Raw genomic sequence first — 26,467 nt, forward strand, 5'->3', positions numbered from 1 at the left:
CTCCTTTCATTTCCATCGTAAGAAATTGGGCATAGGAAAAAAAGGCCACCATTTTTGACCCTATCCCATTATTTTAGGTTTGTTTGACCGGGCGCTAAAATTCAGTATGCTGTGGTTAAATGGGAGGAGTGTGCAAAGGATGAACAAGTTAATATGGCACCAAGATTTTGCGAACGGCAATGCCGATTTAATCGCATGGAATATTCGCCTTGGCAACGATTTGCTCGATAATGATGGCAATCCTATCATGCCGGGGTGGGGGAACGGGGAACAGCAGTTTTATACGGATCATGCTAGTAACCTATATATCGATGAATACGGCTTAAACCTGTGCGCGCGCCGAGAAGACATTGAGTCGGACGGGCGGTCATTTGCGTATACCTCGGCTCGATTGGACACGAAGGATCATCATTCCTATTGTTACGGTAAGCTGGTCGTGCGGGCGAAGCTGCCTGTCGGTCAAGGGCTATGGCCAGCTATTTGGCTGCTTCCGCAGCACCAGGCTTACGGCCCATGGCCTGCATCCGGGGAGATCGATATCATGGAGGCCAAAGGCCGTCTGCCCGGCCAAGTATCCGGAACGCTGCATTACGGGAAGGATTGGGACCATAAAGTTGTCGAAGAGTTCTCCTATCAGCTCCAAAACGGAACAATCAACGAATTCCGAGATTACGCGCTGGAATGGAATGCCGTTTCAATCCGGTGGCTGGTCGACGGACATTGCTACGCGGAGCGACGACAGGAGCCGGGCGTTATGCCTTTCGACGAGCCGTTTTATGTGTTGCTCAATCTTGCCGTGGGCGGCTGGTATGACCAGGTGGCGGTGGATGAAGAAGCGCTGCCGGCGGTCATGACGATAGCGGGGATTTGGTTGTACGAAAGCTAATGAATTAAGTTATTGATTACGGTGGAGAACCAAATAAAAAATTGAATCCAGGACGCTTGTCACGAAGCGTTGTGGATTTTTTGCTTTGTTTGTGATAGGGTGCTGCAATATGAGGAAAGAGGGGGCAAAGATACGAATGAATCCGGTAAAAGTGATGCTTGTGGACGATGAGGTGCTCGCGATCGAGCATATGCGCAAGCTGATCTCTTGGCAGAGTCTCGGCTATGAGATCATTTGCGAGACGAGCAAGCCTTCTCAGGTCATTCGATTGGCGCGGGAATACCGTCCCGACTTAGTCATCATGGATATTGTCATGCCCGGAATGGACGGGCTCGCGCTTAGCAGGGATCTGCTCGCTGAGGGGATCGTCCTGAAGATCGTGCTGCTCACGTCTTATAAGGAATTCGAGTACGCGAAAGAAGCTTTAAAGCTGGGCGTATCAAATTATTGGGTCAAGCATGAGATGAATGCGGACGTGGTCAGACGCGAGCTCGGGGGACTAAGAGAAGAAATCGAGGCCGCTAGGCGACTTAGAAAAAACGACCGGGGTAAGCTGCTCATCGACTGGCTGGGCGGTCGCCCCATGTCGGACGAGCAGTGGAAGACGGCAACGGCCGGCCTCGGCGAGCAGTTCGATCGGCTGCATTTGCTAGTGCTGGAGATCGATCGGAACATTCCGCTGTTGCCAGACATAATGCCGGACGCCCCCGGATTCCCGGCTGAATGGCCGGACGAGGGAAATGCGGACCTATTGGTGTCCGTGCGGTTTCTCGAGAGCAACTTTGTTTTGATATACGGGGATCATAGAAGCAGGGGAGAAAATAAGATGCGGGAGCTGCTGGAGGAGAAGGCAGTGGAAGCTAGACGGACGATGGAGCAATTGACCGGTCATCCCGTGTCAATGGCGACAGCGTACGGCCTACTGAACCGGGCGGACGTGCCGGAGAAGCTGTCTGAAGCGTTGCAGTGGCTGACGCAGGCGATCTTCTACGGCCCGCGTCATCTATTCCGATTAAACGATCTTCGGCGTGAAGAAGCGAAGGTGCGCTCGCAATGGGATTGGAGCGACAGCTTAGCGAAGGTGAGAGAGCTGTTGGGGGACAAAAGATACGAGGACACGGCCAAGGAGGTGTCGGCTATGTTCGCGGAAGCTTCAGAAGCTAAGGATGCAAGCGGCTTAGCCGATCTATGCAAGCAATTGGCAGCAGTATTGAATCGCAGTCGACTAGCAAGCGGACTGCCGTCCCTAGCGGAGGCTTGGATAGTCGGTGCTCACGAGGCGGTTGATTGGAGTTCGCTGACGGGCATTCAAGCTTGGATCCTGTCGGAGGTTAACGCGATTGCAGCCGCGGAATCCGGGCAACCCGCAGTATCCCGCAAAGTCCGCCAGGCGCTGGAGCATATGGAGAAGCATTACGGCGATCCCGATCTTGACGCGGATGCGATCGCGCGCCAGCTTGGGATCAGTCGGGATCACTTCCGCCATTTATTCAAGGATGAGACCGGGAAGACGATACTCGACCGGCTCACGGATATTCGGATGGACAAAGCCAAGCAGCTGCTGGACGAAGGCAGTCTCAAGGTATATGAGATCGCCGACCGGGTTGGTTTCCGCAATGGACAATATTTCAGCCAAGTGTTTCGCAAGGCGACGGGCATGACCCCGCTCGAATACATGGAGAAGCGCAGGTGATCGAATAATGCGCATGAAGATACGCACCAAGATTATAGCAAGCACTGTGCTCGTCGTTTCTTTCTCGCTTATCCTTAGCGGTTTCTTCATCTATGATTACGCTAAGGATATTATCCGCGAGCAATCGATCAAGGATAGTCGGACGAAGCTGGCGCAGGCTTCGTTCCAGCTTAAGAAAATCCAAGAACAGGTCATGAAGACGGCGGAGTACATCGTATCCGACGAAGAGCTGACCAAGTTGATCTACGCACCGGCGAGCGAGGATATCGAGGAAAATTATTTCCGCAAGCAAGCGGTGCAGGAGAAGCTCGGACGGTTCGTGGCGCTCAGCAATTTCATCTTGAACGTCGTGATCGCGCCGCCGAATCGTGACACCTACTCGAATTTCAGTGGTTACGAAGAATATTTCTCCGAGTACCTGAAGAAAGACTGGTTCGTGAAAATAAAAGAATCGCGTGCCGGATACAGTGAGCCGCATCCTTTCTTCTTCATCAGCGGTAACAGGCAGGTGTTCAGCTATGTGCTCAAGTACCGTCCGATTGGACAAGACGAGATCGAGGATAGCTATCTTGTCATCGACATCGCCTACTCCGAGCTGGCGAACGTCTTTTTGCAAAGCTCCCGTGACTTCGAGCAGATCGAGCTGTACAGCGGATCGGATGCGTTGCTGCTTGCCGCAAATGATACGCTATCGGACTCGGACCGGACGTTTATGGCCGAAGCTCTGCATTCCGGCGGATCGTTCGCGGAAGATGACCGGAGAATCGTGTTGACCGATGATGCGATGAGCCAAGGGTGGAAACAAGCGGCCTTGCTGTCCAAGAATAAGCTATTCGAGAAAATCAACCGCGTATTCTTTTTCTATATCATCATTATTATTACCGGTATTATCGTGACGCTCATTGTCATGCTTCCTATTATCGTCAGCCTGACGAAGCCGCTGATCCGGCTGACCAACGCGATGAAGCGGGTGGCTGTCGGGGATCTAGGGACCAGTGTTCAAATCCGTAGCGGTGATGAACTGGAAATTCTAGGGACAGGCTTTAATCGAATGGTCGAAGACCTGAAGAGCCTGATGGAAACCTCTGTGCGCAACGAGGCCATGAAACGGCAAATGCAGATTGACCTTCTGATGGCTCAGATCAATCCGCATTTCCTGTATAACTCCTTGAACACGGTCATTTACTTGTCCCATGCCAATCGGGGGGCAGAGGCGGCGGAAGTGACGCAGGCGCTGATCTCGCTCTTGCAGAATACGATCAAGACAGGGGAAGGAACCATGCGCGGGCCTCTGTCGGAAGAAAAGCGGATCGTCGACCAATACGCAATCATTCAGCATACCCGGTATCCGGGACGATTCCGTCTCGTCTGGGAGGTAGATGAAGCATTGCTCGACCGATCGGTTCCCCGGATGGCGCTGCAGCCGCTCGTCGAGAACGCAATCGTTCACGGTATCATCCCTTCGGATCGAGAGGAAGGCATGATCGTCATTCGAGCTTACCGAGCGGGCGAACAGCTCTGCCTGGAGGTTGAAGACGACGGCCAAGGGATGATCGTGCCTGAGGATGGGTGGAAAATGCGTGCCGAAGGGCCGGGGCATACGAGAGGAATAGGCTTGTCCAACATACAAGAGCGTCTGAACTCGCATTTCGGTGCTTCCGCACGCCTTGAAGTGTTCAGCGAACAGGGACGGGGTACGCTTGTACGGATACGGCTGCCCATGGACAATCGGGATGGGAAATCGAATTGATCGCCGGATTTTATACAAAATCGCCGTTTTGACCGATTACCGTCTGGCAGGGGCTTGGGGTACGATAACGGTGAAAGCACTTACAACATTTTTTATTGGGGGGACTCACCATCGTGAACAACAATAAGCTAGCCAAATGGGTGTGCGGTTTCGTATCGCTGCTTATGCTGACCGGAATGCTCGCAGCCTGCGGCGGCAACAACAATAAGGGCAACGAAGCATCTCCGCCGGCTACGGAGAATACGGATCCGACGCAGCTTAGCGGAACCGTTAAAGTGTGGGATTGGGACGAAGCGTTCCAGAAGGGCATGATCGCCGAATTCAACAAAAAATATCCGAATATCAAAGTCRAAGTAACTGTCGTTAATCCTAACGATTACCTGCAGAAGCTTCAGAGCGGTATCGCTTCGGGTGCCGACGTACCGGACGTTATTCTTGGCGAGTCGGCCTACCGCGGCAAGCTGTTCGACCTTGGCGTTCTCGATAACCTAGAGGCGGCGCCGTACAACTTCGATAAGAGCTCGATTATCGATTATGTCGTGCCATACGTCTCCAATGCGAAGGGCGAAGTCATCGCCGTGGATCAATCGCTTACGCCTGCGGGGTTCGCTTACCGGAGGGATCTGGCAAAACAATATTGGGGTACGGACGATCCGGCCGAAATCGAGAAATTGATCTCTACATGGGATGACTTCATCGCTAAAGGCAAAGAACTGAAGGACAAGAGCGCCGGCAAGGTGCTGATGTTCCCAGGTCTGGGAGATGCCTATATTGCCTTGAAAGGTCAGAACTTCGTTTCCTACGTTAACGGCAACGAGATTGATCTGACGAGCAAGCTGCAAGGACCGTTGAATAAGCTGTTCGAGATGCGCGACGCCGGCATTCTCGGCAAGAACGAATTGTGGACGCCGGCTTGGTCTGCTTCCATGGCGAAGGGCGAGTTCATGTTCTATCCGATGGCGCCATGGGGAGCGAAATGGCATATCTCTGCTAACGATCCGGACGGTTCCGGCCGTTGGGGTCTCGTGAAAGCGCCGGAAGGCGGATTCACGCGCGGCGGAACGGCAATCGGCATCTACAAAGACAGCAAAGCCAAGGAAGCCGCGTGGGCGTTCATTCAGTTCGCATACTTGTCCGACGAAGGCTCTGCTTATAACTTCAAGACGTTCGGCAACATGACCAGCACGAAGTCGTTCTACGAAACCCAAAAAGCGCTTATCGACGCGCCGGGACCTTACGACGAGTTCTTCGGCGGACAGAACCTCGCGAAATATTTCGTCGAGAACATCGTTCCGGATATGAAAGGCGAGGCGCAGTCCAAGTACGATTCCGTCGTGGATTCCGTGTTCAACGCTCTGTACCCGCTGTGGATGAAGGACGGATCGGTTACCGCCGATTCCGCGCTGGAGAAGTTCATTCAGGAAACGAAAAACAAAGCGTCTGACGCGAGCGTCAAGTAAATATCGGGAAAACGAGGGATGATCGTGAAAGCGGAACGCATGAACACAGCTTCCGCCGCATCCAGCAAACGCAGATGGGGGCCACGTATGTGGCCCTATATTTTCGCTCTGCCGTTCGTGCTGACCTATGCGGCGTTTCAATTGTATCCAGTTATCTACTCTTTCGTGCTCAGTCTGCATGACTGGAACGGCATAGGCGACAAAACGTTTATCGGCTTCAAAAACTATGTACAGCTTTGGACGAACGATCCGTTGTTCATTAAGTCCTTGTGGAACACGCTGCTCATGATGCTTATGTTCATACCGCTGACCTTGATTGTGGGGCTCACGCTGGCTTATTGGACATTCCATCTGACGCGAGGCAAGAGGTTCTTCCAGACGATCAACGTGCTGCCTTATATCACGACACCGGTAGCGATTGGCTTTATTTTCTCATACCTGTTCGATTGGCAGACGGGTCTCGTAAATCTGCTTCTGACGAAGTTCAACCTATTGGAAGAAGGTTTCTACTGGCTTCAGGATCCGTGGGGATCCAGGGCGATTATCGCTCTTATGGTAATATGGCGCAATCTCGGCTATTTCATGATTATTTTCATGGCCGGTATGACGGTCATACCGCAAGACGTATACGAAGCGGCCAAGGTCGATGGTTCTACGGGGCTGCATACGTTCCGTAAAATTACGATGCCTTTGCTGCGCAATATTATCGTGTTTCTCGTCGTCACGTCCGTCATCGGCGGATTGCAATTGTTCGACGAACCGAAGCTGCTATACGGCGGATGGTCGGGCTCCGCACAAGTGGGCGGTCCTGATAATACGGCTCTTACAATGATTTGGAAATTCGTGGATGAATCATTCATTTCTAATACGCGTTTCGGCTACGCTTCTGCGATTGCCTACTCGCTGTTCATGTTGATTGTTCTTTTCTCTATACTAAGCTATCGATTGACGGCACCGAAGGAGGATAAACGATGAAAGCGGTCATGTGGTTCTTCCTGGTCGTCATTTCTCTGCTCTCGCTATTCCCGTTCTATATCATGATCGTCATGGGGACGCATTACAACGAGGATCTGTTCAAGGGGATTCCTATTCTTCCGGGCAATCATTTGGGAGAGAACCTGAAGACCGTACTCCAGGCGGACTTCCTTCACGTCTACGGGAATAGCTTAATCGTATCCGTTGCTTCCGTCGTTCTGGCAACGCTGACCAGCACGTTGATCGGCTACGCGGTAGCGAAGTTCGAATTCCGCGGTCGTAAATGGCTTCAGACGTTCGTTATTATTACGATGATGGTGCCGACCCAAGTCGGATTGATCGGCTATATCATTGAGATGAGACATCTCGGCGTCGGAAATACGCTTTGGCCCGTCATTCTCGTCTGGGCGGCGTTCCCGTTCGGGGCGTTCTTCATGATCCAGTTCATGCGCGACTCGATCCCAAACGATTTGCTGGAATGCGCGCGCATTGACGGCTGCTCAGAGCCGGGCATCTTCTTCCGGGTCGTGATGCCGATCATGAAGCCTGGGCTCGCAACGCTCGCAATCTTGGTGTTCCTGTGGTCATGGAATAACTATTTGCTGCCTCTCGTCACGATCAATAAGTCCGAGTGGTATACGCTTCCGATCTTTATCTCGAACTTGGGCATCGTGCACCGTACCGACTATGCGGCGCGGATGACCGCTTTGACGATGACGACGGTTCCCGTATTGATTCTGTTCATTCTCGGTTCAAAGACGTTCATGAAAGGGCTGACGGCTGGCGCGGTCAAAGGCTAATGAAAGTGGGGGGGCGAAAGCCGCCTCCTTTTTTTTTGCTTCTAGACCCATGCACATCGTTAGACTGCCAAAAAGTCGTCTTAACCTTGAATTACGACCGCTTAGAGTAAAAGCGTTTCTAAATCTTAACCTGCCGATTAGATTAATGTATGAAAAGTACATGAAGCGAAAGGTGGTCCATATGAAGATAGCCATTAGAGTATTGATTGGTGTAGTCCTCTTGGTTGCGATTGGGTTTGGAGTATTAGCCATTATGAATAGGCCGATATCCAAAGAGGCCTTTAATGAAAAAATCGAGAAGCACTTAACCAAAGTACTGGAGAAAAACGATTCGTTATCCAGCGTGCTTTTGACCATTTCCTCCGGTCAAACGGGCTACTCGGAACAATTTGCCGTCGGTACTAAAAATCACAGCTCAGATCAGCCCGTTCAAGCCGATAGTCATTATCATTCAGCTAGCGTCGGCAAAACGATGTTAGCTGCTGTCTATGGCACCCTAGTTGACGACGGGAAAATCAACTATGACGATAAAATCAATACTTGGCTGGGTGATGACATCCTTAAAGGATTATTCGTGATAGACCGCATAGATTATAGCGATCAGGTAACAGTGAGACACTTGCTGAGTCATACATCAGGCGTTGGCGATTATTTCGAAGGTCCGGTCAGAAGCGGGAAGCCTATCTTAGAAATGATAAGATCTAATCCTGATCTTTCGTTTACTCCAATAGATTTGATTGCGTTCACTAGAGAAAACCAGGAGCCTGTCGGACGACCGGGACAACAATTTTATTATTCGGATACGGGCTATATTCTGCTTGGACTTATTTTGGAGACAATCGAGGGTAAACCTTATTCGGCAATTTTAGAAGAAACCATATTTGAGCCTTTGGGCATGGATGATAGCTATTTAATGTTTTATAACGATGAACCGGCCGATATTGTTGGGATTTATTTGGATGATATTGACTTAAGCGAGAAGAACGCATTGTCGGTTGACTGGGCAGGCGGCGGTGTCGTTACGACTATGGATGATCTGTTCGTGTTCATGAGAGCTTTAGAAAATGGCGATTTACTGTCTGATGAAGTGTACGGACAGATGACTGCCTTCAATCATCGTTATGAAAAGGGTATTTATTACGGTATGGGCATGATGTATTTCGACTTTAGCGAGTTATCATTTCTGCTAGGCACCATGACAGATGTGTATGGAGGTGTCGGAGCTACAGGAACGTATGTATTATACGACAAAGAAAAGGACACCTTTTTTATTGCTAATTTTGGCTCGCTTGATTTTGCGCAAAAAGGTATAGAAGAATTGGTAAAAATAAGAATGATTTATGATAGGATGATAGTTGAGTAAACAATTCAAAAGCTGTCATTAGGAGACACAGGATGGTTCAACTATTGTGTTCAAATAAAGTGTATGAAAAGTTGAAACAAGAATTATCCAAATACCAAATCGACATTATCCATGACAGTGATTTGGTACTCGTTGAACAAGGCTATGATATACCAAGCGGAAAGACTAGTGTTGTTTTCGATGCCATTGATTATATGGATGTTGTTAAGCTTTTGGTCTCCGGCGTACGAGAAGATATCCATTTGACGAATACTCTTACAGGCTTTAGCGAAAATAAATATGCGGTTATAGAACCAAGGGATGTTTTATATGTAGAAGCGGGTGCTGATGGTCTGATGGCCTATACAAGGTCTAATCGTTACAGTATCAAGGAAACGTTGCAGTATTATGAGAACATGTGGGCAGTGAAAGGATTTATACGAATCAACAAATCTCAGCTCATTAATTTGCTGCACGTCAAAGAAATTATCCCTTGGTTTAACTCCAGATACGTTCTTCGAATGGATAATAACGCTGAGCTGGAAGTATCAAAAATGTTCTCAAAAAAGCTTAGAAACACACTCAAAATATAGGAGAACCAAGATGGAGAAAATTAATTTAGAAAATATTATAAAGTCCTTTTTTCTTGGTCTCTTCATCGGCGGTATACTGCTGTTTTATGACCGCGCGGATATGCTATTTTCTTATAAAGTTTTGGCGGTATTGGCTAGCGGAAGCATAGGTTTTATTATTGGTTTTATAACAGAGTGGGTGACCTCCATACTCCCCATCAGCATGGCGAAAGTTCGAACCTACTTCTTTATTAACAACTTGATTGCATTAATCGTTACGACATTCATTATGGGATCTTTAATCATGATCACAAGTGATGAAGTAGAGAATAAGGCGCAATTCATGCCCATATTGTTGACCGTTCTTGGCATTATATGTATAGCAAACCTATTTGACTATATGATGTATCGACGCGCTCAAGCTAAATTGAAAACCTATAAGGCGTTGATTAAAGATAAATAAGCGATGTCTCTGAACCGAAAAGCGCTTCAACATTTGTTTTGCCAAGGAAAAAACTACTGACCGTAGCTGTCAGTGGTTTTTTTGTATGCTTATGGTGCTCAAGCCAATAATGGAATGGAGGAATGAAAAATGTTTGTAAGAGTAGAAGATTTTGCGACRGAGTGGACTAGCGAGGCCGAATTAACCGCTAGCGTGCTGGATGTACTTACAGATGATTCGCTAGGACAGGAGGTTATTGAAGGTCGACGCACGCTTGGACAAATTGCCTGGCATCTGGTTCGTTCGCTGCACTTCATGACAACGTTGGGGCTGAAGTTCGATGCTCCCTCCGGAGGCGAAGAGGCTCCGACTACCGCTGCGATTATAGCCTCGGAGTACCGGCGGATTAGCAACGATCTGCTGCATGCGGTTCGAACGCAGTGGAATGACGAAACGTTGCGCGAATCGGTTATGATTTACGAGGAAGCTTGGCCTAACGGAAGCTCCCTTCGTTATACGCTCATGCACCAATCGCATCATCGCGGACAAATGACCGTTCTCATGCGCCAGGCCGGTCTTCAATTGCCTGATGTCTACGGCCCGACTTACGATTCTTGGATCGAGAAAGGGATAGCTCCCTTAATCTAAATTCATTACAATGAAACTATTGGAAGTGACAGGTTATATCGTTCTATTAAAAAATGTCTTAGGGAGTGAAGAACGGCATGTCCAAAGCGGATAATATGCTGTCCATTCTATGGCTGCTTCGCTCAGGAAAGCGAGTGACGGCGCAACAGCTGGCGGACAATTTGGAGATTCATGTTCGCACCGTATACCGATGCATTGATTCACTGTGCGCGAGCGGAGCCCCGATTATTGCCGACTCCGGCCCGAACGGAGGTTACCGGCTGCTGGGCGAATTCGTCGATTCCCCGCTGCTCTTCGATAACGAAGAGCAGAAGGCGCTCGTGCACGCGTCCATATTCGCCCGGGAAGCGGGTTATCCGTTCACGGACGCGCTAACCCGCGCGGTCGATAAGCTGAAGCGATACACCAATGATGAGCAGCTCGAATGGATTAACAGGCATAGTGATGGGCTTGCCGTCATCCAGACACCTACAGACTCGAGAGAGCTTGAGTTGCTTCAACGGTTAGAGGAGGCTGCAGCCCGAGGAGAGTCCCTGAATATGGACTATGCCAAAGGACCTGAGCTTAGTCCCAGCAATCGAGTCATCGATCCCTATGGCATCGTGCATTGGAAAGGGATATGGTATGTTGTTGGATTTTGCCGTCTACGTCAAGAGATCCGCAGCTTCCGCGTGGATCGGATCGTTCGTCTGGAAGCGACGGATACCCGCTTTGAACGTCCGGCCGCTTTTTCCGCAAGGGATTTCCTCTTGCGATCTTTGCTCCCGGATTCGCTCGACGCCGAGACGCTAGTCCGTGTAAGACTCCAGGGACACGAACACGCTATTAACGAGCTATGCAAGCATTGGCTATTCGGGCATGCGCTAATCGAACGAAGGCAGCCCGGTGAAGCCCTCTTTAAGCTAGGGGAGCTGTCGCTGAAGACATACGTGCCGTATTTCCTTCTTCCGTACGGGAGGTCTCTAGAAATACTTGAACCGCAAATGCTAATCGACAGAATGGCCGAGGTCAGTCTCGAAATGTACAAGCACTACGAAGCGATGCAAATAAAAATAGWGGATAAGAAAGGATGAAGAAATGAGATGAACAAGTTTACTTTGCTCGGAAAATTAACGGCTCACCCTGGGAAACGGGACGAACTCGTAGCATTATTGTTGGAAGCTTCGAGTAGCCTCGATCATATGGAGGGCTGCGAGCTTTATATTATCAATGAATCCGTAGATGATCCCGATGCGATCTGGGTCACTGAGCTGTGGCGCGATGCCGAGGCTCATGCCGACTCTCTCAAGAACGAAGAAGTACTGGCTGTTATTCAGCGAGCACGGCCTTTAATTGCAGGCGTCGAGCCGGTTCGACTCCGTCCCGTTGGCGGTAAGGGATTGGGCATATAACGGCCTGACGAATAGGTCTTGCTAAATGGATAGCCTGGCCTTTAACTGTTATAGTGATACAGAGAACCTTACCGTGTAAGTAAGGCGAAATGCTAAGGGCAGAGCGGGGGCGTGGCATGAACATCGATGATTTGATTGCTCTATGGAATCATGTGAACTGCAAAGTCATAGATATTCGTCGTATCACGGTTAAAGCAGGCGAATCTATACGCTCTTATCATGTACCCTCAAGTTTGTTTCTTATGTCGATTCGAGGGAATGCCACCGTTAATCTGGGAACGGAATTTCATCGCATGCAGCGCTTTACAGTGCTTCATGCAGGTAAAGGCGCTGTTCTCGACCTGGTCGCGGGCAGCGAGGGCCTGGATTACTATAGCGTTTATTATAAAGGCAGTATACATCCCCCAGTACCAACAGAGCTCACCGCGCTATTCGAGCAGGGTCGCCTCTTTGATCATTCATACAGTATGATGCCGGACAATCCAATTGAACTGCACCGTACAATGAGCCAAATGCTTAAGGAATGGAACAAACAGCAGCCGCTTGTTCGTTTGCGCGTTCGAACTTTACTCTATCAGTTTGTACATGAGCTGCTACATCAAATGAAGGCTCAAGGTTTAGGCTCGGTTAAGCGTGATCTGGCCGCCCAGATCGCCGCCATCATCCATAAACATTATGCGGATCCCATATCGCTGGATTCACTATCTGAAAGTCTGAACTACAGCGTTGCCCATTTATCTTCCTACTTCAAAGTCCGTACAGGGCTTAGTCCGATTGATTATTTGATCAAGGTGCGCATCGATAAAGCTGCTTCACTGCTGCTTGAAACGGATGCTACGCTGAAGGAGATAGCAGTTGGCGTCGGCTATCAAGACCCGAGCTATTTGAGCAGACTGTTCAAAAAGCACAAAGGCGTGTCCCCCATACGCTATAGAGACGTGTATGCCGAGAAGAAGAAACTAGAAGATTGTCCTTCCATAACCATGGAATCCTCCATTGTCCTCCAAGAACCAGTTAACTATACTGATATTATTGATAATCATTATCAGTATAATGGTAACGGAGAGGAAGATTTATTCATGTTTAAACATTCACGGGCTGCGCTGGCATCGGCACTGTTAAGCCTCATTTTGTTGCTAAGCGCATGCGGCACGAATGGCAATTCGGAGACAGCGACATCGCAGCCGCCAAGTCCAAGCGATACGCCGGCCGTTTCAGAGCAGCCGCAGACCAAAGTCGTTAACACGGTTAACGGTGATGTAGAAGTGCCCACTCAGCCCAAACGAATTGTGGCAGGAGAATATCTGGGCAGCTTGATTGCGCTTGGCATTACGCCTATCGGAACATCCGATCATCATATTAAAAATCCTTATTTCAATCAATATTTGAAAGACGTTGAGAATATAGGGGAAGGCAATGGCAACGTAGAGAAAATCTTGTCGCTTGAACCGGATTTGATTATTATGGATGATTTCTATCCGGAGCTGAATGAACAGATGGCGAAAATTGCCCCTACTGTCGTCATTCCGTACGCTTCTCTAAAAACGGTACACGAGGAGGTCGCTTATTTCGGCGAGCTGCTTGGCCAAGAAGACAAGGCGAAAGACTGGCTCGCCGAGTACGACAGCCGTATCGCTACTGCCAAGGAGAACGTATTAAAGGTTGTTCCAGCAGAAAGTACGTTTTCGGTTATTGAAACAAGCGATAAAGACATCATGGCCGTTGGAACGGACTTCGGCAAGGGCGGTCAGCCGATATATAATGGATTCGGATTCAAGCCTCCCGCCGAAATCGCTGCCGAGATGGCCGACCCGGGTTGGGCTTCCATCTCTGCGGAAGTATTGCCGAAGTATGCGGGTGATTATATTATTCTGACCTCCGATTCCAAAACGTTGGATCAATTCAAGGCCGACCCGATCTGGGGCACGCTTCCTGCAGTCAAAAACGATCGTGTTTTTTTATGGACAAGCGATCGTTCCAACTACTGGGATCCGATTGCTATTCTGAGTCAGACGGAAGAGTTGGCTGCCTGGCTGACAAACCTCTAACAAGATAAAGACACCCGATCGGGTGTCTTTTCTTTTACATCGGCACTATTTACTCCGTGGTAAATCCTGTTAAACTAAGCTGAGAGAACAAATAGAAGGGAAAATCAATGATGGAAAATACACAATTAAAGATACACGCTCTATCGGATATCAATCATTTAAAGGTTCACGGCCGAACAACGGGAAATGTCGCTCCCTTAACGTTGTTCTGGACGGGAAGCGGGATTGAGCTAAATGCAACAGGCTCTGAGCTATGGATTGAATTCGAGGTTGCCTATAATCATTACGAGCCTTGGATAAGCATCTTAATTAACGGTGTTCCCGTAAGCAGACAAATGTTAACCGCCGGAAGGTACTGGGTTTGCTTATTCAGGCGCATGAATGAAAGCGCTTCAAAAAATGTGCGTGTCGTTAAAGATGTGCAGGCGATGGGCGCAGATCCAGGCTGCTCGATGCAGATTCATGCCGTGAAGGGCAACGGTGAATTTATGCCTGTCCCGAACAGGCCCTATAAGCTTGAGTTCATTGGAGACAGCATTACTTCGGGTGAAGGAGCTATTGGGGCGAAAGCGGAAAGCGACTGGATTCCGATGTGGTTCAGCGCAATCAACAATTACAGCACGATTACCGCAGAAGCTTTAAATGCCGAATATCGAATCCTTTCCCAAAGCGGATGGGGCGTGCTGTCAAGCTGGGATAACAATCCGCGAGCGAATATCCCCGATTATTATGAACAGGTTTGCGGACTTCTTACCGGAGCGAAAAATGAAGCGCTAGGCGCATTTGAGAAAAATGATTTTGATGCTTGGCAGCCGGATGTCGTGGTCGTCAATCTAGGAACAAATGATGGCGGGGCTTTTCGTTCGCCGGAATGGCGAGACGAGTCTACGGGGGAAACGTTCAAACAGCGGCTAAATGAAGACGGCAGTTACATGGAAGAGGACATTAGGGCCTTTGAACGGGCTGCTGAGCACTTCCTCGTTAAAGTTAGAAAATATAATAATCACGCACATATCGTTTGGGCATACGGGATGTTAGGCATACCAATGATGCCCGCAATCTGCCGCGCTGTGGATACTTACGTCAAGGAAACGGGAGATCGAAAGGTGTCGGTGTTCCAGCTTCCGATTATGACGGATGAAACCGTAGGCGCAAGAAACCACCCAGGCTTATTAGCCCATCAACATGCGGCAAAGGCGTTGACGGAGTATATCAAGACAATTTTGTCGGAAAGTTAGACGGTGGTCAGGTTGGTCTCCGGCTCTGCTCGGTCAACCGCAAGCGATACTCGGTTGGCGAGCAGCTCACTTCCTTGCGGAAAGCTTTGGCGAAATGATTCGTATCCGGAAAACCCACCTGCTCGGCAACCTCCTTGATGCTTAAGCGGGTTGTGCCGAGCAGTGTTCTGGCGTGCTGCATCCGTTTGCGGTTCAAATATTTCAGCGGCGATACGGCAAAATGTTTATTGAAATAACGTACAAGATAATTCGGATGCAAATGGACATGCTTCGAGATTTGATCCAGCGTCAAAGCTTCGGATAGGTTGGCCTCGATGAACGCCTCAATTTGCCGGAGCCGTTCGATTTCATCACGGCGTCCCGGCACGATGCGGAGCTGCGGATTTGACTCCAACAAGAAGAAGGCGATAATCTCCAGCAGCACAGCCTTCTCGCGAACGCGCGCCAGCCATCCGCTATCGCCGTGGAGCGCTGCCAGTTCCCCGAACAAGGCAGACAGCTCGTCCCTCCGGTCCGGAGGCACCGTCAATAAATGAGGCACGTCGACCCATTGGAACAGATCGAGTCCGCCCATCGTCGCCGTGAAATGGCACCAATATTTTTTGTACGGCCGATCGCTCACCGCGGAATAAGACTGCAGGACATGTGCAGGCATATGACATAATTGGCCGGCAACCGGGCTATACGCTTGACCATCGATCTGGAGCCGGCCTTCTCCGTCACAGATGAAATAAAACTTGTTGTAGGACGGCACATAATCCAGCTCGCGCCATTGCGGCGTGCATTCCGTATAATACGCCTCGACCAGACTGACTTGCAGCTGCTGGAGCATCTCGCTGAGCAGCGCGAAATTGGATTGATGCGGCATTCCGACACCTCGAAGTAGTTAATTTAATCCCCATACAGGCTAATCTATTGTCTATAGCTTATCACAAATCGTTGATAGACTAAGCATATATTCGATGTATGGAGGCGTTAAACGACAATGAGCCAATCTTTTATTCAGCAACGAACTGAACGCACGGAATGGTTTCTTCAAGATCGCTTCGGCATGTTCATCCACTGGGGATTGTACGCCATTCCCGCTCGCGGGGAGTGGGTTCGCAACGCCGAGCGCATGACCAATGAAGAGTACCAGAAATATTTTGACGAATTCAATCCCGAACGTTACGATCCGAAGGCTTGGGCCAAAGCAGCGAAGGCGGCGGGCATGAAATATGCGGTTCTGACGGCTAAACATCATGACGGCTTCTGTCTGTTCGACAGCAAGCTCACCGATTACAAGTCGACCAATACGACCTGCGGCCGTGACCTAGTGAGGGAGTTCCTTGATGCTTTCCGCGAGGAAGGGCTGAAGGTCGGGTTGTACTATTCGCTGCTGGACTGGTATCATCCCGATTACCCGGCTTACGGCGATCGCATTCACCCGATGCGCGACAATGAAGCGTACAAACGCGATCCTGAGCGTTTCGGCGTTTATCTCGACTTTATGCATGGGCAAGTACGCGAGCTGCTGACCGATTACGGCAGGCTTGATATCATGTGGTTCGATTTCTCTTATGACGATATGAGGGGCGAGAAGTGGCGGGCGACCGATCTGATGGAAACGATTCGTTCCATCCAGCCGCACATCATTATCGATAACCGTCTGGATGCCAGCGGCGAAGAAGGCGGTTCGATCTATACGAACAAGCCGAGCGTTTACTCGGGCGATTTCGCTTCGCCGGAGCAGATTATTCCTCCGCAAGGCATTACGGACAATGAAGGAAACTCGATTCCTTGGGAAGCATGCATTACGCTGAACAACAACTGGGGCTACAGCGCGACCGATCACACTTATAAGAGCGCCAAGACGGTGATTCGCAAGCTGGTCGAATGCGTCAGCAAGAACGGCAATCTGCTGCTGAACGTTGGACCGGACGCGAAGGGCGAAATTCCGCGGCAGTCGTTGGACGTGCTGGAGGAGGTCGGCGAATGGCTCCGTAAAAACGGTGACAGCATATACGGCTGCGGTGAAGCTGGCCTGTCGAAGCCGGATTGGGGACGGTATACGCGCAAAGGCAATAAGCTGTATGCGCATTTGCTTGAGGAGAGCGTGGGCCCCGTTAACCTGGCCGGTCTAGGAGACCGCGTGAAGAGCGCGAGGCTGCTGGCGGATGGCGCGGAGCTGTTCGTCACGCGCCCATGGAACGCCAGTCTTTATACGAATGACGCGTTCTTCAATTTCGCGCAGCCCGAGCATTACACGTATCCGCTCCCGGACGAGCGCAATACCGTAGTTGAGATTACGCTGAACGACTAATGCAATAAGCGGCAACATGGAGGCATCACAGCATTTTGGGAAAGGGTTAAAGCTATATTATAAGCCGCAAGCAGGACGCCTTAAATCAGGAGTTCCGCTTGTGGCTTTTTTGCATAAATCTTAAAGGTTAAATCTCAAAGTCCAAACGTTAAAGTTTAAAGGTTAAAAGGTAAAGTTTAAAGTTTACTGTTTAAAGCCTAAATTTTATTCACGTCCGCGATTTGAAACCCTCTAAATGAAGATTTTCTAATATTACCCATAAAATCCACCTCGCCTACGAACCTATTATATATATCAAAAGGTTGGGGGAGATCGATAGAATGGCGAAACCGGATAGTCTTACCACCACCATCGTATTAGCAATCGATAACGGAAGCAGTCACATAAAGGGCATTTACGACGACTTGAGCAATCAGTTCATTTTTCCYAATGTTGTAGCACAGCCTTTCGGCGAACGATATTTATTAATGGATCAAGGAGATCCGCTTGATTTTCTAGACGTGCAGATCGTCTCTCCGGCAGTCCAGACAGACCAGTACCGCCATGTCTATGTCGGCAATTTGGCCATCGGCGATGGAGGGATTGTACATGAGATCATCGGGGATAAGGCGGTGCAAAAGAAAGCACAGCGTCAAGAAACGATGGTTACGTTGTTGACAGCTGCGGCCTACGCAGTTGCGAGTAAGCATGGGGATGACATTAAGCGGGGCAAAAATCGGATCAAGGCCAAGGTCAACTTGGGTACAGGGTTGCCCATTCAAGAAATCGCGAAGTTTCGCGAGGAATATGCGGATAAAATTACGGCAGGCGTGCATAGTGTTACATTCATCACCACACCATTATTCAAGGGGGTGACGGTTGAGATGGAGATGCTGCTGCCGAGCGACATTAGCATTGATGACGTATCCGGGGTTTATGATATGGAAGCTTCCTCCAAGGCCCATCTATCGATGAAAGGGTTCGGCATAGCCGACGTCGGAGGAGTGGATATGGATATCGCTTTTTTCCGGCCGGGACTCGATCTCGACCAGCGCTATTCGACGGGTGCCAAGATTTATCTGAACAACGCGCTGGAAAATATCCGCAATGAGGTCAACGCACAAGGGGAAGAACTGATTTCGAGTACGGCCGAGCTGACGTTAATGTTGGTGAATAAAGAATATGCGATCTACGCGGAAGGCAAAGTGGCCTTTGATATGACGGAGCTTGTTAACCGACATATGCGTATTTTGGCGGAAAAGGTGCTAAAGTATGCTCGCAACGCTTGGAAGCATGCCAGGTACGCGAATGAATTTTGGTTTATTGGAGGGGGATCTGTCGTTCTGCAGCCATGGATCGAGAAGCTTAATGCAGAGTTGGGATTGCCGATTCGATTCGATCAATCGGAAGTGAGCCAGCTCCGCAACGTGCGAGGAACCTTCTTCTTGTTGTCTCATGCCCTTGGAGCGGGGGAGAGTGCTGCGGCTGCGCGGGACGAAGCGGCTGCTGAAGATCAAAGCGGGAGCGAGAAGGATTGAAAAAAAGACGTTCGATGGTCATGGTCGCGCCCGGGAAGGATGTAACGTTATACATACCGACGGATACGCCGCCGGAGGTCATACGCTATTTGAACCGCTTAAAGGCGGAAGGCATCTTCAGTCAGGGGATTATGGACATTCTAATCGGGCATATTCTCGGGCAACAAGAGGCAGTGGCAACGTCTGCAATCGAGGAAGCAGCTATACAAGGGGATGATCTTCCGAACGAATCCATTGAGGAATCCAATGAAATTCCGGATACTGTTCATCGCGGCGACGTTGCGCAGGTCGTGCAGAAACCGTTTAGCCCGCAGGACATTCTTAGACAGGCAGCGCGAAATGCCGGTAAGCTGCTGCATGATCGGCAGTGAAACGGATGAGACAAGATAGATTAAGAGGCACTCGCCCAGGGTGCCTCTTATTTTTGCATGAACTCGCTAAGCGGGTCGATATGGCTATAAAGTGAGGAGGAATTATTATAGAATCAAGTTAATGAAAAGGAACGATACAGGGGGAAGAGAAAATATGATCGTTAAAGCATGCACGATGGAGGACGTTAACCATCTCGTGAAAGAATATTTGGAGGGGCTGTCTTCGCCATTCGATTCTTTTTTGGAGGAGCATATTGCTTCATCCGATTTTTACCTGATTCAAGACGACGATTCGCGAGAAGCGGGTTATTTTGCAATCCATAACAACGAGCGGCTGACACAGTTTTATATCCGCCGCCCGTATCAAATGCACGCCCAGAAGCTGTTCCTTCAAGCGATAGAAAACCATTCAATTACGTTTCTATTCGTTCCGACCTGCGACGAGTTATTCATTAGCTTGGCGTTGGATCAAGACTTTACAATACAGAAGCAGGCCTACTTTTTCCAAGATAGCGGGGTTAGCATGCCAATCGATCTCGGAGATGGCGAAGTGTTCCGACTTGCTTCTGAAGGCGATCTTGAGATGGTTGAGCAGGTTTGCGGGGATTTTCTCGACCAGTATGATCAGTGGATTGTCAAAGGCGAGTTATTCGTCTATTACAGAAACGCTGATTTGCTTGGAATTGGGCTAATCGAAAGGTCCAACATGTTCGATGGAGTAGCCAGTATAGGGATGTTTACCAATGATGCCTTCAGAAAACAAGGGGTAGGAAAAGCAATGATCATACAATTGCGCAAGTGGTGTCATGCTCATGGTATTAAGCCGATATGCGGTTGCTGGTATTATAACGAGGCCTCCAAACGAACGTTGGAAAGCGGAGGCATGGTTACGAAAACAAGACTACTAAACATCGAAGTAAAAGCTATCGGTTCGTGTGATCATTAGAGTTCGGAGAATGGAAATAATAAATGAAGGCTAGTAGCCCTTTTCTTTTCCATGTAGAATGAATTCAAAATCATTGACGCAGATACAAGGGAGCATGATTATGGAAAGGCTGTTGTCCAGTAAAAAGTATATCCCGTTCACCTATAAGATGATGATTCCTTATCTTATTCTTGTATTGCTGACCGATTTGCTGATTGGTTATATCGCATATACGATGCTCATTGATTCCAGGACGGAAATGGCGGAAACGAATGTCCGGACGTCTTTGAAGCAGACAAGGAACAATCTCGAATACCAGACGGATGAAATCGTGCGAATGGCCAGTTCCCTGTATAACAGCACGACCTTTCAGAACGCTCTTCAGTTCAGGGGAGAGCCTCTGGAGAACATGCTCGAAATGCGTGATAATATCGTTCCTTACATGAAAGCCCCGTTGCAATTGTATGGGAACAAGCTGAGATTAGTGCTCTATACCGTCAATGAGACGATGCTTGAAATTGACGGCGACGACATGTCGACGCCGATCGGCAGAAGCGATTATTACGTCCTTTCTCATCATGCGATCGAAAATACGGATTGGTTTAAATCGATCGTTACGAATAACCAAGACAGCGTCTGGCTGCAAGTGGATACCGACAGTCAGCTGGGCAACATTTCGTATTTCCGGAAACTCGTTTCTTCGAACGCAGCTACCGCTGTTATCGGCTATATTCGCGTCACGGCGAGGATCGACGAGCTGTTCGGTGATTTCAGCTCTTTTCCGATTGAACAGGGCATGGATCTTCGTTTGATTGAAAGCTCAACCGGATTGGCCATCTATGAACAAGGCGTTATGAACGAAAAGGCGAAGCAAGGTTCTTACTTGAACATTAGCGAGGACATTTCGTTAACGGGCTATGTCATCAAGGCGCGGGTGCCGAACAGTTATTTAAACAAAGACGCGAGCCGAATGCAGCAGGTGATCGGCACCGTTTGTATGATCAGCTTCTTAGTTATGGCTTTTATCGGCTTCCTGGTTGCCCGTATTTCCGGCAAAAAAATCAAGCGTATCATTTCCTTGGTACGATCGTTTCAGGAAGGCAACTTTTACAAAAGGATCGGATTTGCGGGGAACGATGAGTTCGTCTATATTGCAAATGCCTTTAACCAAATGGCTGCCAGCCTTCAAGAGCTGATCCGAAACGTCTACGAGCAGGGCATTCAGAAGAAGCAAGCGGAGCTCGATGTGCTTCAAGCCCAGATTAATCCGCATTTTCTGTACAATACGCTGTCGACGATCGGCAGCTTGGCTAATTTGGGGGAAGTCGAGAAGGTTACGAATATGGTGCAAGGCCTCTCCAAGTTTTATCGACTGACGTTAAACCAAGGAAATGTGTATATTTCGCTTGAAAATGAGTTAGAGCAAGTGAAGCAGTATCTTGAAATTCAGCGAGTTAAGTACGCGGACGCCTTTAAGGTTTATATAGATGTAGATCCTGAAATTCTCCACATCCCCATCATTAAGCTGATTTTACAGCCGTTCGTGGAAAATATATTCAAGCATGCCTGGTTCGGCAGTACGATTGCGATTCGTATTACAGGGAAGCGGCTAGGAGACCGAATTGAACTAAAGGTCATTGATAACGGGATCGGCATGCGGGCTGACACATTAAGAAACATGCGGTCAAGTTCCTTGCATTCCGACAGCTACGGTCTGAAAAACGTAGAGGAACGAATTAAGCTGCGGTACGGCAATGATTTCGGCATTCATATCGGCAGCCATTTCGGTGCGGGGACGACCGTTCAAATCATTCTGCCAGTGGATAACGCGGAAATTCGGGAAGACAACGAAACGTAGCATTAATATAAGAGGCTCATGTTCCTATATGGAACATGAGTTTATTTTTTTGTGCGAATCGTTGAATTAGTATTATGTTTAGTTGTTTGGCTGAATTATTTCGCTATCCTCATCGTTTTATAATGAGCCATATAGAGAAGAGAGGAGAGCAACTATGAATAAGCATACATTTTGGAGCGATTTGAAAAAATATAAAATACTGTTATTGATGCTGGCGCCAGCCGCTGCATTCTTTCTACTGTTTGCTTATATCCCGATGGCGGGTATCATTATTGCTTTCAAGCATTACGATTACGCCGGGGGCATATTTGGAAGCGCTTGGAACGGATTTGACAACTTCCGCTTTTTCTTTGAATCGGGAGACGCTTGGCGGGTAACGCGAAATACGGCATTGTACAACATTGCATTTATCGTCGTGAACAACGCCCTGCAAATTTTTGCAGCGATCATGTTGTTTGAAGTCGGCGGCAAATGGTTCCGGAAGCTTACGCAATCGGCGTTGTTMCTGCCTTACTTTATTTCATGGGTCGTTGTCGGCGCGGTTGCCTATAACTTGTTGAACTATGATATCGGCACTTTGAATGCGATGCTTAGAGGCATTGGCATGGAGCCTATTGATATTTACAATACGCCTTCTTACTGGCCTTATATCTTGGTTCTCGTTTCCGCATGGAAAGGTCTCGGATACGGAACGGTTATGTACTTGGCCGCAATTACGAGCATTGATACCGAAATGTATGAAGCAGCCGAGATCGACGGCGCTAACATTTTCCAACGGATTATGAAAGTAACGATTCCGAATCTGTATCCGACCGTTATCATTCTGGTGCTTCTGGCGGTAGGCAACATCTTCCGCGGTGATTTCGGGATGTTCTACAATATGATCGGCAATAACGGCTTGTTATTCTCAACGACAGACGTTATCGATACGTTCGTATTCAGATCGTTGATTACATCGAATGATATAAGCATGTCGGCAGCAGCAGGCGTCTTCCAATCCGTGCTTGGTTTCGCGACGATCATGATCGTGAACTACGCTGTCCGCAGATATGACAAAGACAGAGCCTTATTCTAACGGCATAAAGGAGGTAACAATATGAAGCAACTAGATCGTAAAATATTTTCAGCAATCGGATATGTATCTCTGATCTTTCTCGCCATCTTATGTATTCTTCCCTTTATCCTTGTCGTATCGTCATCTCTGACAGATGAAAATAAGATTGTTACAGATGGTTATCAATTCATACCGACTGTATTTTCCACGGAAGCCTACAGCATTTTGTTTAAGTATCCCCAGGAGATGATTAACGCCTACCTGGTGACCATAGGTGTTACAATAACAGGCACGCTTCTTGGCCTACTTCTCACTTCTATGACCGCTTATGCGCTGTCCAGAAGAGATTTCAAGTGGCGCAATAAATTTTCATTCTTCTTCTTCTTTACAACGTTGTTTAACGGCGGGCTCGTTCCGTGGTATCTGCTTATTGTTAATTACCTCAATTTGAAAGATACATTCATGGTCCTGATCATACCGATGATGCTCAACGTCTTCTACATCATTGTTATGAAGTCGTTTATGAGCGGCATTCCGGAAGCGATTGTGGAGTCGGCCAAAATTGACGGTGCAAACGACTTCGTGATCTATGCTCGTCTCATCCTGCCGCTCTCCAAGCCGGCGCTCGCTACAATCGGATTGTTCCTTGCGCTTGCCTATTGGAATGATTGGTACAATGCCCTGTTGTTTGTTTCTAACGAGGACTTGATGCCGCTCCAATATTATTTATACAAAATGTTAGGCAATATGGATGGCATGCGGAAAGCGATGATGGGTGCGGGGGCAGTCGTAACGACAGCCATTCCGACCGAGAGCTTGAAGATGGCGATGACGGTCGTGGCAACCGGTCCGATCTTGCTCGCTTATCCATTCGTTCAAAGGTACTTTGTACAAGGCTTGACGATTGGCGCTGTGAAAGGATGAGCCCGGGGCAACCCGGTTTATCAATATATGAACACCATAGGGGGAAGGCTTGAATGTTGAAGAAAAATAGACTAATGATGACGGCACTCTTTTTAACCTTCGTAATGATCTTGAGCGCATGCGGCGGTGGCAACAACAATACGAATACGCCTGCTGAGGCTACAAAAGCTCCAGATGCAGGGAACGCTACTAACGCTCCAGACAATGGGGCCACTGATGGCGCCATTGATACTTCCAAAGAAGTAAAGCTGAAAATGATCTTTGTTGGTCCTAAACCTGTAGACTACGACGTCGTTTTTGCAGAGATTAACAAAAAGCTGAAAGAAAAAATCAATGCAACCGTTGAAGGCGAGTTCTTGGACTGGTCTGACTGGGCTCAAAAATATCCGCTGAAGCTGGCAGCCAATGAAGATTTTGACTTGATCTACTCGGCTAACTGGGCAGGCTACAATGACCAAGCGCTGAAAGGCGGATTCTTGGAACTGACTGAAGAAATGCTTACGAAATATATGCCGCAAACGTGGGCAGCTATGCCGAAAGTAAGCTGGGATCAAACGAAAGTAAACGGCAAAGTGTATATGGTTCCGCAAAACAGAGGCGAATCCGTAGAAAAGCTGATTTTGTATCGTGAAGATTTGCGCAAAAAATACGATCTTCCTGAAATCAACAGCCCTGAAACGTATGCGACTTATTTGAAAGCAATTGCTCAAAACGAGAAAGGCGTTGCGCCGTTCACTCCGGAAACGGGAGACTGGAAATACCACAACTTGGACCGCGTATTGCTGAAGCAGCAACAAGAATGGAATATGTTCGATCTTGATCTTCCGTTTGCTTTCAAATTGGCGGATGACAAAGGCCAAGTATTCAACGTATATGAAACACAAGAGTTCAAAGATCTGCTCGTGTATTACAAGGATCTTGCCGATAACAACGCATGGTCGAAAAACGTTCTAAACAGCAAAAATGACCACCAAGCGGACTTTAAAGCAGGCAAAACGGCATCGATCACGCACAACAACGGAACGCTTGGAGCGCTTATGGCTTTGATGCGCCAAGAGAATTCTCCTTATGAAGTAGCGCTTGCGGACATCAACCAAGGCAAGAAGAAGTCGATCGCTATTTCTACGCAAAACGGTACGTCGATCCATGCAACTTCGAAAAATGTAGAACGCTCGTTGATGTTTATTGATCTGATGCAAAACGATAAAGAGTTCCATGACCTGATGATGTACGGCGTTAGCGGCGTACACTATGAGCCGGTTGGCGATGACAAATATAAAGCTACCGACAAAAACCCTAACTACACGGGCTTCTCCAACTGGAACTTCAACTCGCCGCTTAACCGCGACAATGAAGCATTCCCGCAAGAAGCATCCGATCTGGTTAAAGGCTGGGAATCCAACGTTTACCACTATGCGCTTGAAACGTTCGTATTCGACAACAGCAAAGTGAAAACGGAAATCGCCAACGTTGGCAACGTCATGCTTCGTTATGCAATTCCGCTCGAATACGGTGTGATCAAAGATATCGACAAAGCTCTTGAAGATCTGAACAAGCAACTGGATTCAGCAGGAATTGATAAAATTCAAGCCGAGATGCAAGCTCAAATCGATGCTTTCCTGGCGAAACAGTAATAAACAATTCTAATCAGAAAGACAACCTCCGCCCATAAGGGTGGAGGTTGTCTTTTGTTTGAATATATATAGGATAATGATTATGCCTATGCCTAGTTATTGGAGCTCGGAATTCAGCTTATCGATCAGTGGAATGAGCTGGAGCGGCTCGCTGACTGTGTAATCAGGCTGCTCCGACTCGTCTGCCGGCGTATGCGGGTAACGGGGCGTCCAGCTTATGAAAATGCTTGTAATGCCGAGCGCATTCGCTCCCTTTACGTCACGGCTTAAGTTATTGCCGATCATAACCGTGCGGGAAAAGTCCTTCTCTGACAGATCAAGCGCGCCGATCGCCGCTTTGAACATCTTCGGGCTAGGCTTGCGATCTTTAATATTTTCGGAAATAATCATCGTGGTGAAGCAGTCGTACAGGCCGTGCTGAATGAACATGTTTTTGAACGATTGGGCTTCGCCGTCTGCGACGAGCGCCAGCGTGTAGCCTTTCTCGTGGAGCGTTCGAACCATTTCGGCTGCGCCTGGGATCAGCTCCGCATGCCGGACAATGCCTTCCGCATCTCTAACTTCCGTCGATTCGTCGACAATGGTGTCTCCGCTATCCAGAAATACGATTAACTTTTTGTTCTCCATTCATCCCATC

General features: G+C 48.5%; 24 protein-coding genes. 22 read left to right on the forward strand and 2 right to left on the reverse strand.

The window, feature by feature from the left end; genetic code table 11:
- Window positions 1-139 precede the first annotated feature (139 nt).
- The 14 genes from AB4Z33_RS03395 to AB4Z33_RS03460 all read left to right on the forward strand — a co-directional run bounded on the left by AB4Z33_RS03395 (window position 140) and on the right by AB4Z33_RS03460 (window position 15,245).
- On the forward strand, window positions 140-886 hold the full coding sequence (locus AB4Z33_RS03395; protein ID WP_442048553.1) for a glycoside hydrolase family 16 protein: 747 nt from the start codon (window positions 140-142) through the stop codon (window positions 884-886).
- A 136-nt stretch (window positions 887-1,022) separates the two neighbouring features.
- Window positions 1,023-2,579, forward strand: coding sequence for a response regulator transcription factor (locus tag AB4Z33_RS03400; protein ID WP_442048554.1), 1,557 nt, complete (start codon window positions 1,023-1,025; stop codon window positions 2,577-2,579).
- Window positions 2,580-2,592: 13 nt separating this feature from the next.
- Window positions 2,593-4,329: a sensor histidine kinase gene (locus tag AB4Z33_RS03405; RefSeq protein WP_442048555.1), complete on the forward strand. Its 1,737-nt coding sequence runs from the start codon at window positions 2,593-2,595 to the stop codon at window positions 4,327-4,329.
- Window positions 4,330-4,442: 113 nt separating this feature from the next.
- Window positions 4,443-5,789, forward strand: coding sequence for an ABC transporter substrate-binding protein (locus AB4Z33_RS03410; RefSeq protein ID WP_442048556.1), 1,347 nt, complete (start codon window positions 4,443-4,445; stop codon window positions 5,787-5,789).
- Window positions 5,790-5,813: 24 nt separating this feature from the next.
- Window positions 5,814-6,764 (forward strand): carbohydrate ABC transporter permease, encoded by a 951-nt coding sequence (locus AB4Z33_RS03415; RefSeq protein ID WP_442048557.1) that lies wholly within the window; start codon window positions 5,814-5,816, stop codon window positions 6,762-6,764.
- Window positions 6,761-7,564, forward strand: a complete 804-nt coding sequence (locus AB4Z33_RS03420) for a carbohydrate ABC transporter permease (protein ID WP_442048558.1) — start codon at window positions 6,761-6,763, stop codon at window positions 7,562-7,564. Before AB4Z33_RS03415 ends, AB4Z33_RS03420 begins: the two co-directional genes overlap by 4 nt.
- Window positions 7,565-7,766: 202 nt before the next feature.
- Window positions 7,767-8,927 carry a serine hydrolase domain-containing protein gene (locus AB4Z33_RS03425; protein WP_442048559.1) on the forward strand — a complete coding sequence of 387 codons (1,161 nt, stop codon included), beginning with the start codon at window positions 7,767-7,769 and terminating at the stop codon, window positions 8,925-8,927.
- 32 nt (window positions 8,928-8,959) lie between these two features.
- Window positions 8,960-9,499 (forward strand): LytTR family DNA-binding domain-containing protein, encoded by a 540-nt coding sequence (locus AB4Z33_RS03430; protein WP_442048560.1) that lies wholly within the window; start codon window positions 8,960-8,962, stop codon window positions 9,497-9,499.
- A gap of 10 nt (window positions 9,500-9,509) precedes the next feature.
- Window positions 9,510-9,941 carry a hypothetical protein gene (locus AB4Z33_RS03435; RefSeq protein ID WP_442048561.1) on the forward strand — a complete coding sequence of 144 codons (432 nt, stop codon included), beginning with the start codon at window positions 9,510-9,512 and terminating at the stop codon, window positions 9,939-9,941.
- Window positions 9,942-10,070: 129 nt separating this feature from the next.
- Window positions 10,071-10,568, forward strand: a complete 498-nt coding sequence (locus AB4Z33_RS03440) for a DinB family protein (RefSeq protein ID WP_442048562.1) — start codon at window positions 10,071-10,073, stop codon at window positions 10,566-10,568.
- A gap of 77 nt (window positions 10,569-10,645) precedes the next feature.
- The gene (locus AB4Z33_RS03445; protein ID WP_442048563.1) at window positions 10,646-11,641 is read left to right on the forward strand and encodes a helix-turn-helix transcriptional regulator; all 996 of its coding nucleotides are present in this window, start codon (window positions 10,646-10,648) and stop codon (window positions 11,639-11,641) included.
- 9 nt (window positions 11,642-11,650) lie between these two features.
- A complete protein-coding gene (locus AB4Z33_RS03450; protein WP_442048564.1) occupies window positions 11,651-11,959 on the forward strand; it encodes a putative quinol monooxygenase in 309 nt (102 codons plus the stop codon).
- Window positions 11,960-12,075: 116 nt separating this feature from the next.
- Entirely contained in the window at window positions 12,076-14,007 is a 1,932-nt protein-coding gene (locus tag AB4Z33_RS03455; protein WP_442048565.1) for an AraC family transcriptional regulator, read from the forward strand.
- Between the two features lie 107 nt (window positions 14,008-14,114).
- On the forward strand, window positions 14,115-15,245 hold the full coding sequence (locus AB4Z33_RS03460) for a GDSL-type esterase/lipase family protein (RefSeq protein ID WP_442048566.1): 1,131 nt from the start codon (window positions 14,115-14,117) through the stop codon (window positions 15,243-15,245).
- A gap of 7 nt (window positions 15,246-15,252) precedes the next feature.
- On the opposite strand, the gene AB4Z33_RS03465 is transcribed toward AB4Z33_RS03460, so the two are convergent.
- On the reverse strand, window positions 15,253-16,113 hold the full coding sequence (locus tag AB4Z33_RS03465) for a helix-turn-helix domain-containing protein (protein WP_442048567.1): 861 nt from the start codon (window positions 16,111-16,113) through the stop codon (window positions 15,253-15,255).
- A 117-nt stretch (window positions 16,114-16,230) separates the two neighbouring features.
- Here AB4Z33_RS03465 and AB4Z33_RS03470 point away from each other — a divergent pair, with 117 nt between their 5' ends.
- From AB4Z33_RS03470 to AB4Z33_RS03505, 8 genes are all read left to right on the forward strand, one after another.
- Window positions 16,231-17,547: an alpha-L-fucosidase gene (locus tag AB4Z33_RS03470; RefSeq protein WP_442048568.1), complete on the forward strand. Its 1,317-nt coding sequence runs from the start codon at window positions 16,231-16,233 to the stop codon at window positions 17,545-17,547.
- A gap of 320 nt (window positions 17,548-17,867) precedes the next feature.
- Window positions 17,868-19,064, forward strand: coding sequence for an Alp7A family actin-like protein (locus tag AB4Z33_RS03475; protein ID WP_442048569.1), 1,197 nt, complete (start codon window positions 17,868-17,870; stop codon window positions 19,062-19,064).
- On the forward strand, window positions 19,061-19,435 hold the full coding sequence (locus AB4Z33_RS03480; protein ID WP_442048570.1) for a hypothetical protein: 375 nt from the start codon (window positions 19,061-19,063) through the stop codon (window positions 19,433-19,435). The genes AB4Z33_RS03475 and AB4Z33_RS03480 overlap by 4 nt, the downstream gene beginning before the upstream one ends.
- A gap of 154 nt (window positions 19,436-19,589) precedes the next feature.
- On the forward strand, window positions 19,590-20,381 hold the full coding sequence (locus tag AB4Z33_RS03485) for a GNAT family N-acetyltransferase (protein ID WP_442048571.1): 792 nt from the start codon (window positions 19,590-19,592) through the stop codon (window positions 20,379-20,381).
- Window positions 20,382-20,481: 100 nt separating this feature from the next.
- On the forward strand, window positions 20,482-22,218 hold the full coding sequence (locus AB4Z33_RS03490) for a sensor histidine kinase (protein WP_442048572.1): 1,737 nt from the start codon (window positions 20,482-20,484) through the stop codon (window positions 22,216-22,218).
- 154 nt (window positions 22,219-22,372) lie between these two features.
- Complete coding sequence (locus tag AB4Z33_RS03495; protein WP_442048573.1) at window positions 22,373-23,293, forward strand: ABC transporter permease; 921 nt, start codon at window positions 22,373-22,375, stop codon at window positions 23,291-23,293.
- Between the two features lie 21 nt (window positions 23,294-23,314).
- A complete protein-coding gene (locus AB4Z33_RS03500; RefSeq protein ID WP_442048574.1) occupies window positions 23,315-24,196 on the forward strand; it encodes a carbohydrate ABC transporter permease in 882 nt (293 codons plus the stop codon).
- Between the two features lie 53 nt (window positions 24,197-24,249).
- On the forward strand, window positions 24,250-25,830 hold the full coding sequence (locus AB4Z33_RS03505) for an ABC transporter substrate-binding protein (protein ID WP_442048575.1): 1,581 nt from the start codon (window positions 24,250-24,252) through the stop codon (window positions 25,828-25,830).
- 96 nt (window positions 25,831-25,926) lie between these two features.
- Here the strand turns inward: AB4Z33_RS03505 and AB4Z33_RS03510 are convergent, their stop codons facing one another.
- Window positions 25,927-26,457, reverse strand: coding sequence for an HAD family hydrolase (locus AB4Z33_RS03510; RefSeq protein ID WP_442048576.1), 531 nt, complete (start codon window positions 26,455-26,457; stop codon window positions 25,927-25,929).
- Between the last annotated feature and the right edge of the window lie 10 nt (window positions 26,458-26,467).

Source organism: Paenibacillus sp. 2TAB19 (assembly GCF_052115185.1).
Taxonomy (GTDB): Bacteria; Bacillota; Bacilli; order Paenibacillales; family Paenibacillaceae; genus Pristimantibacillus.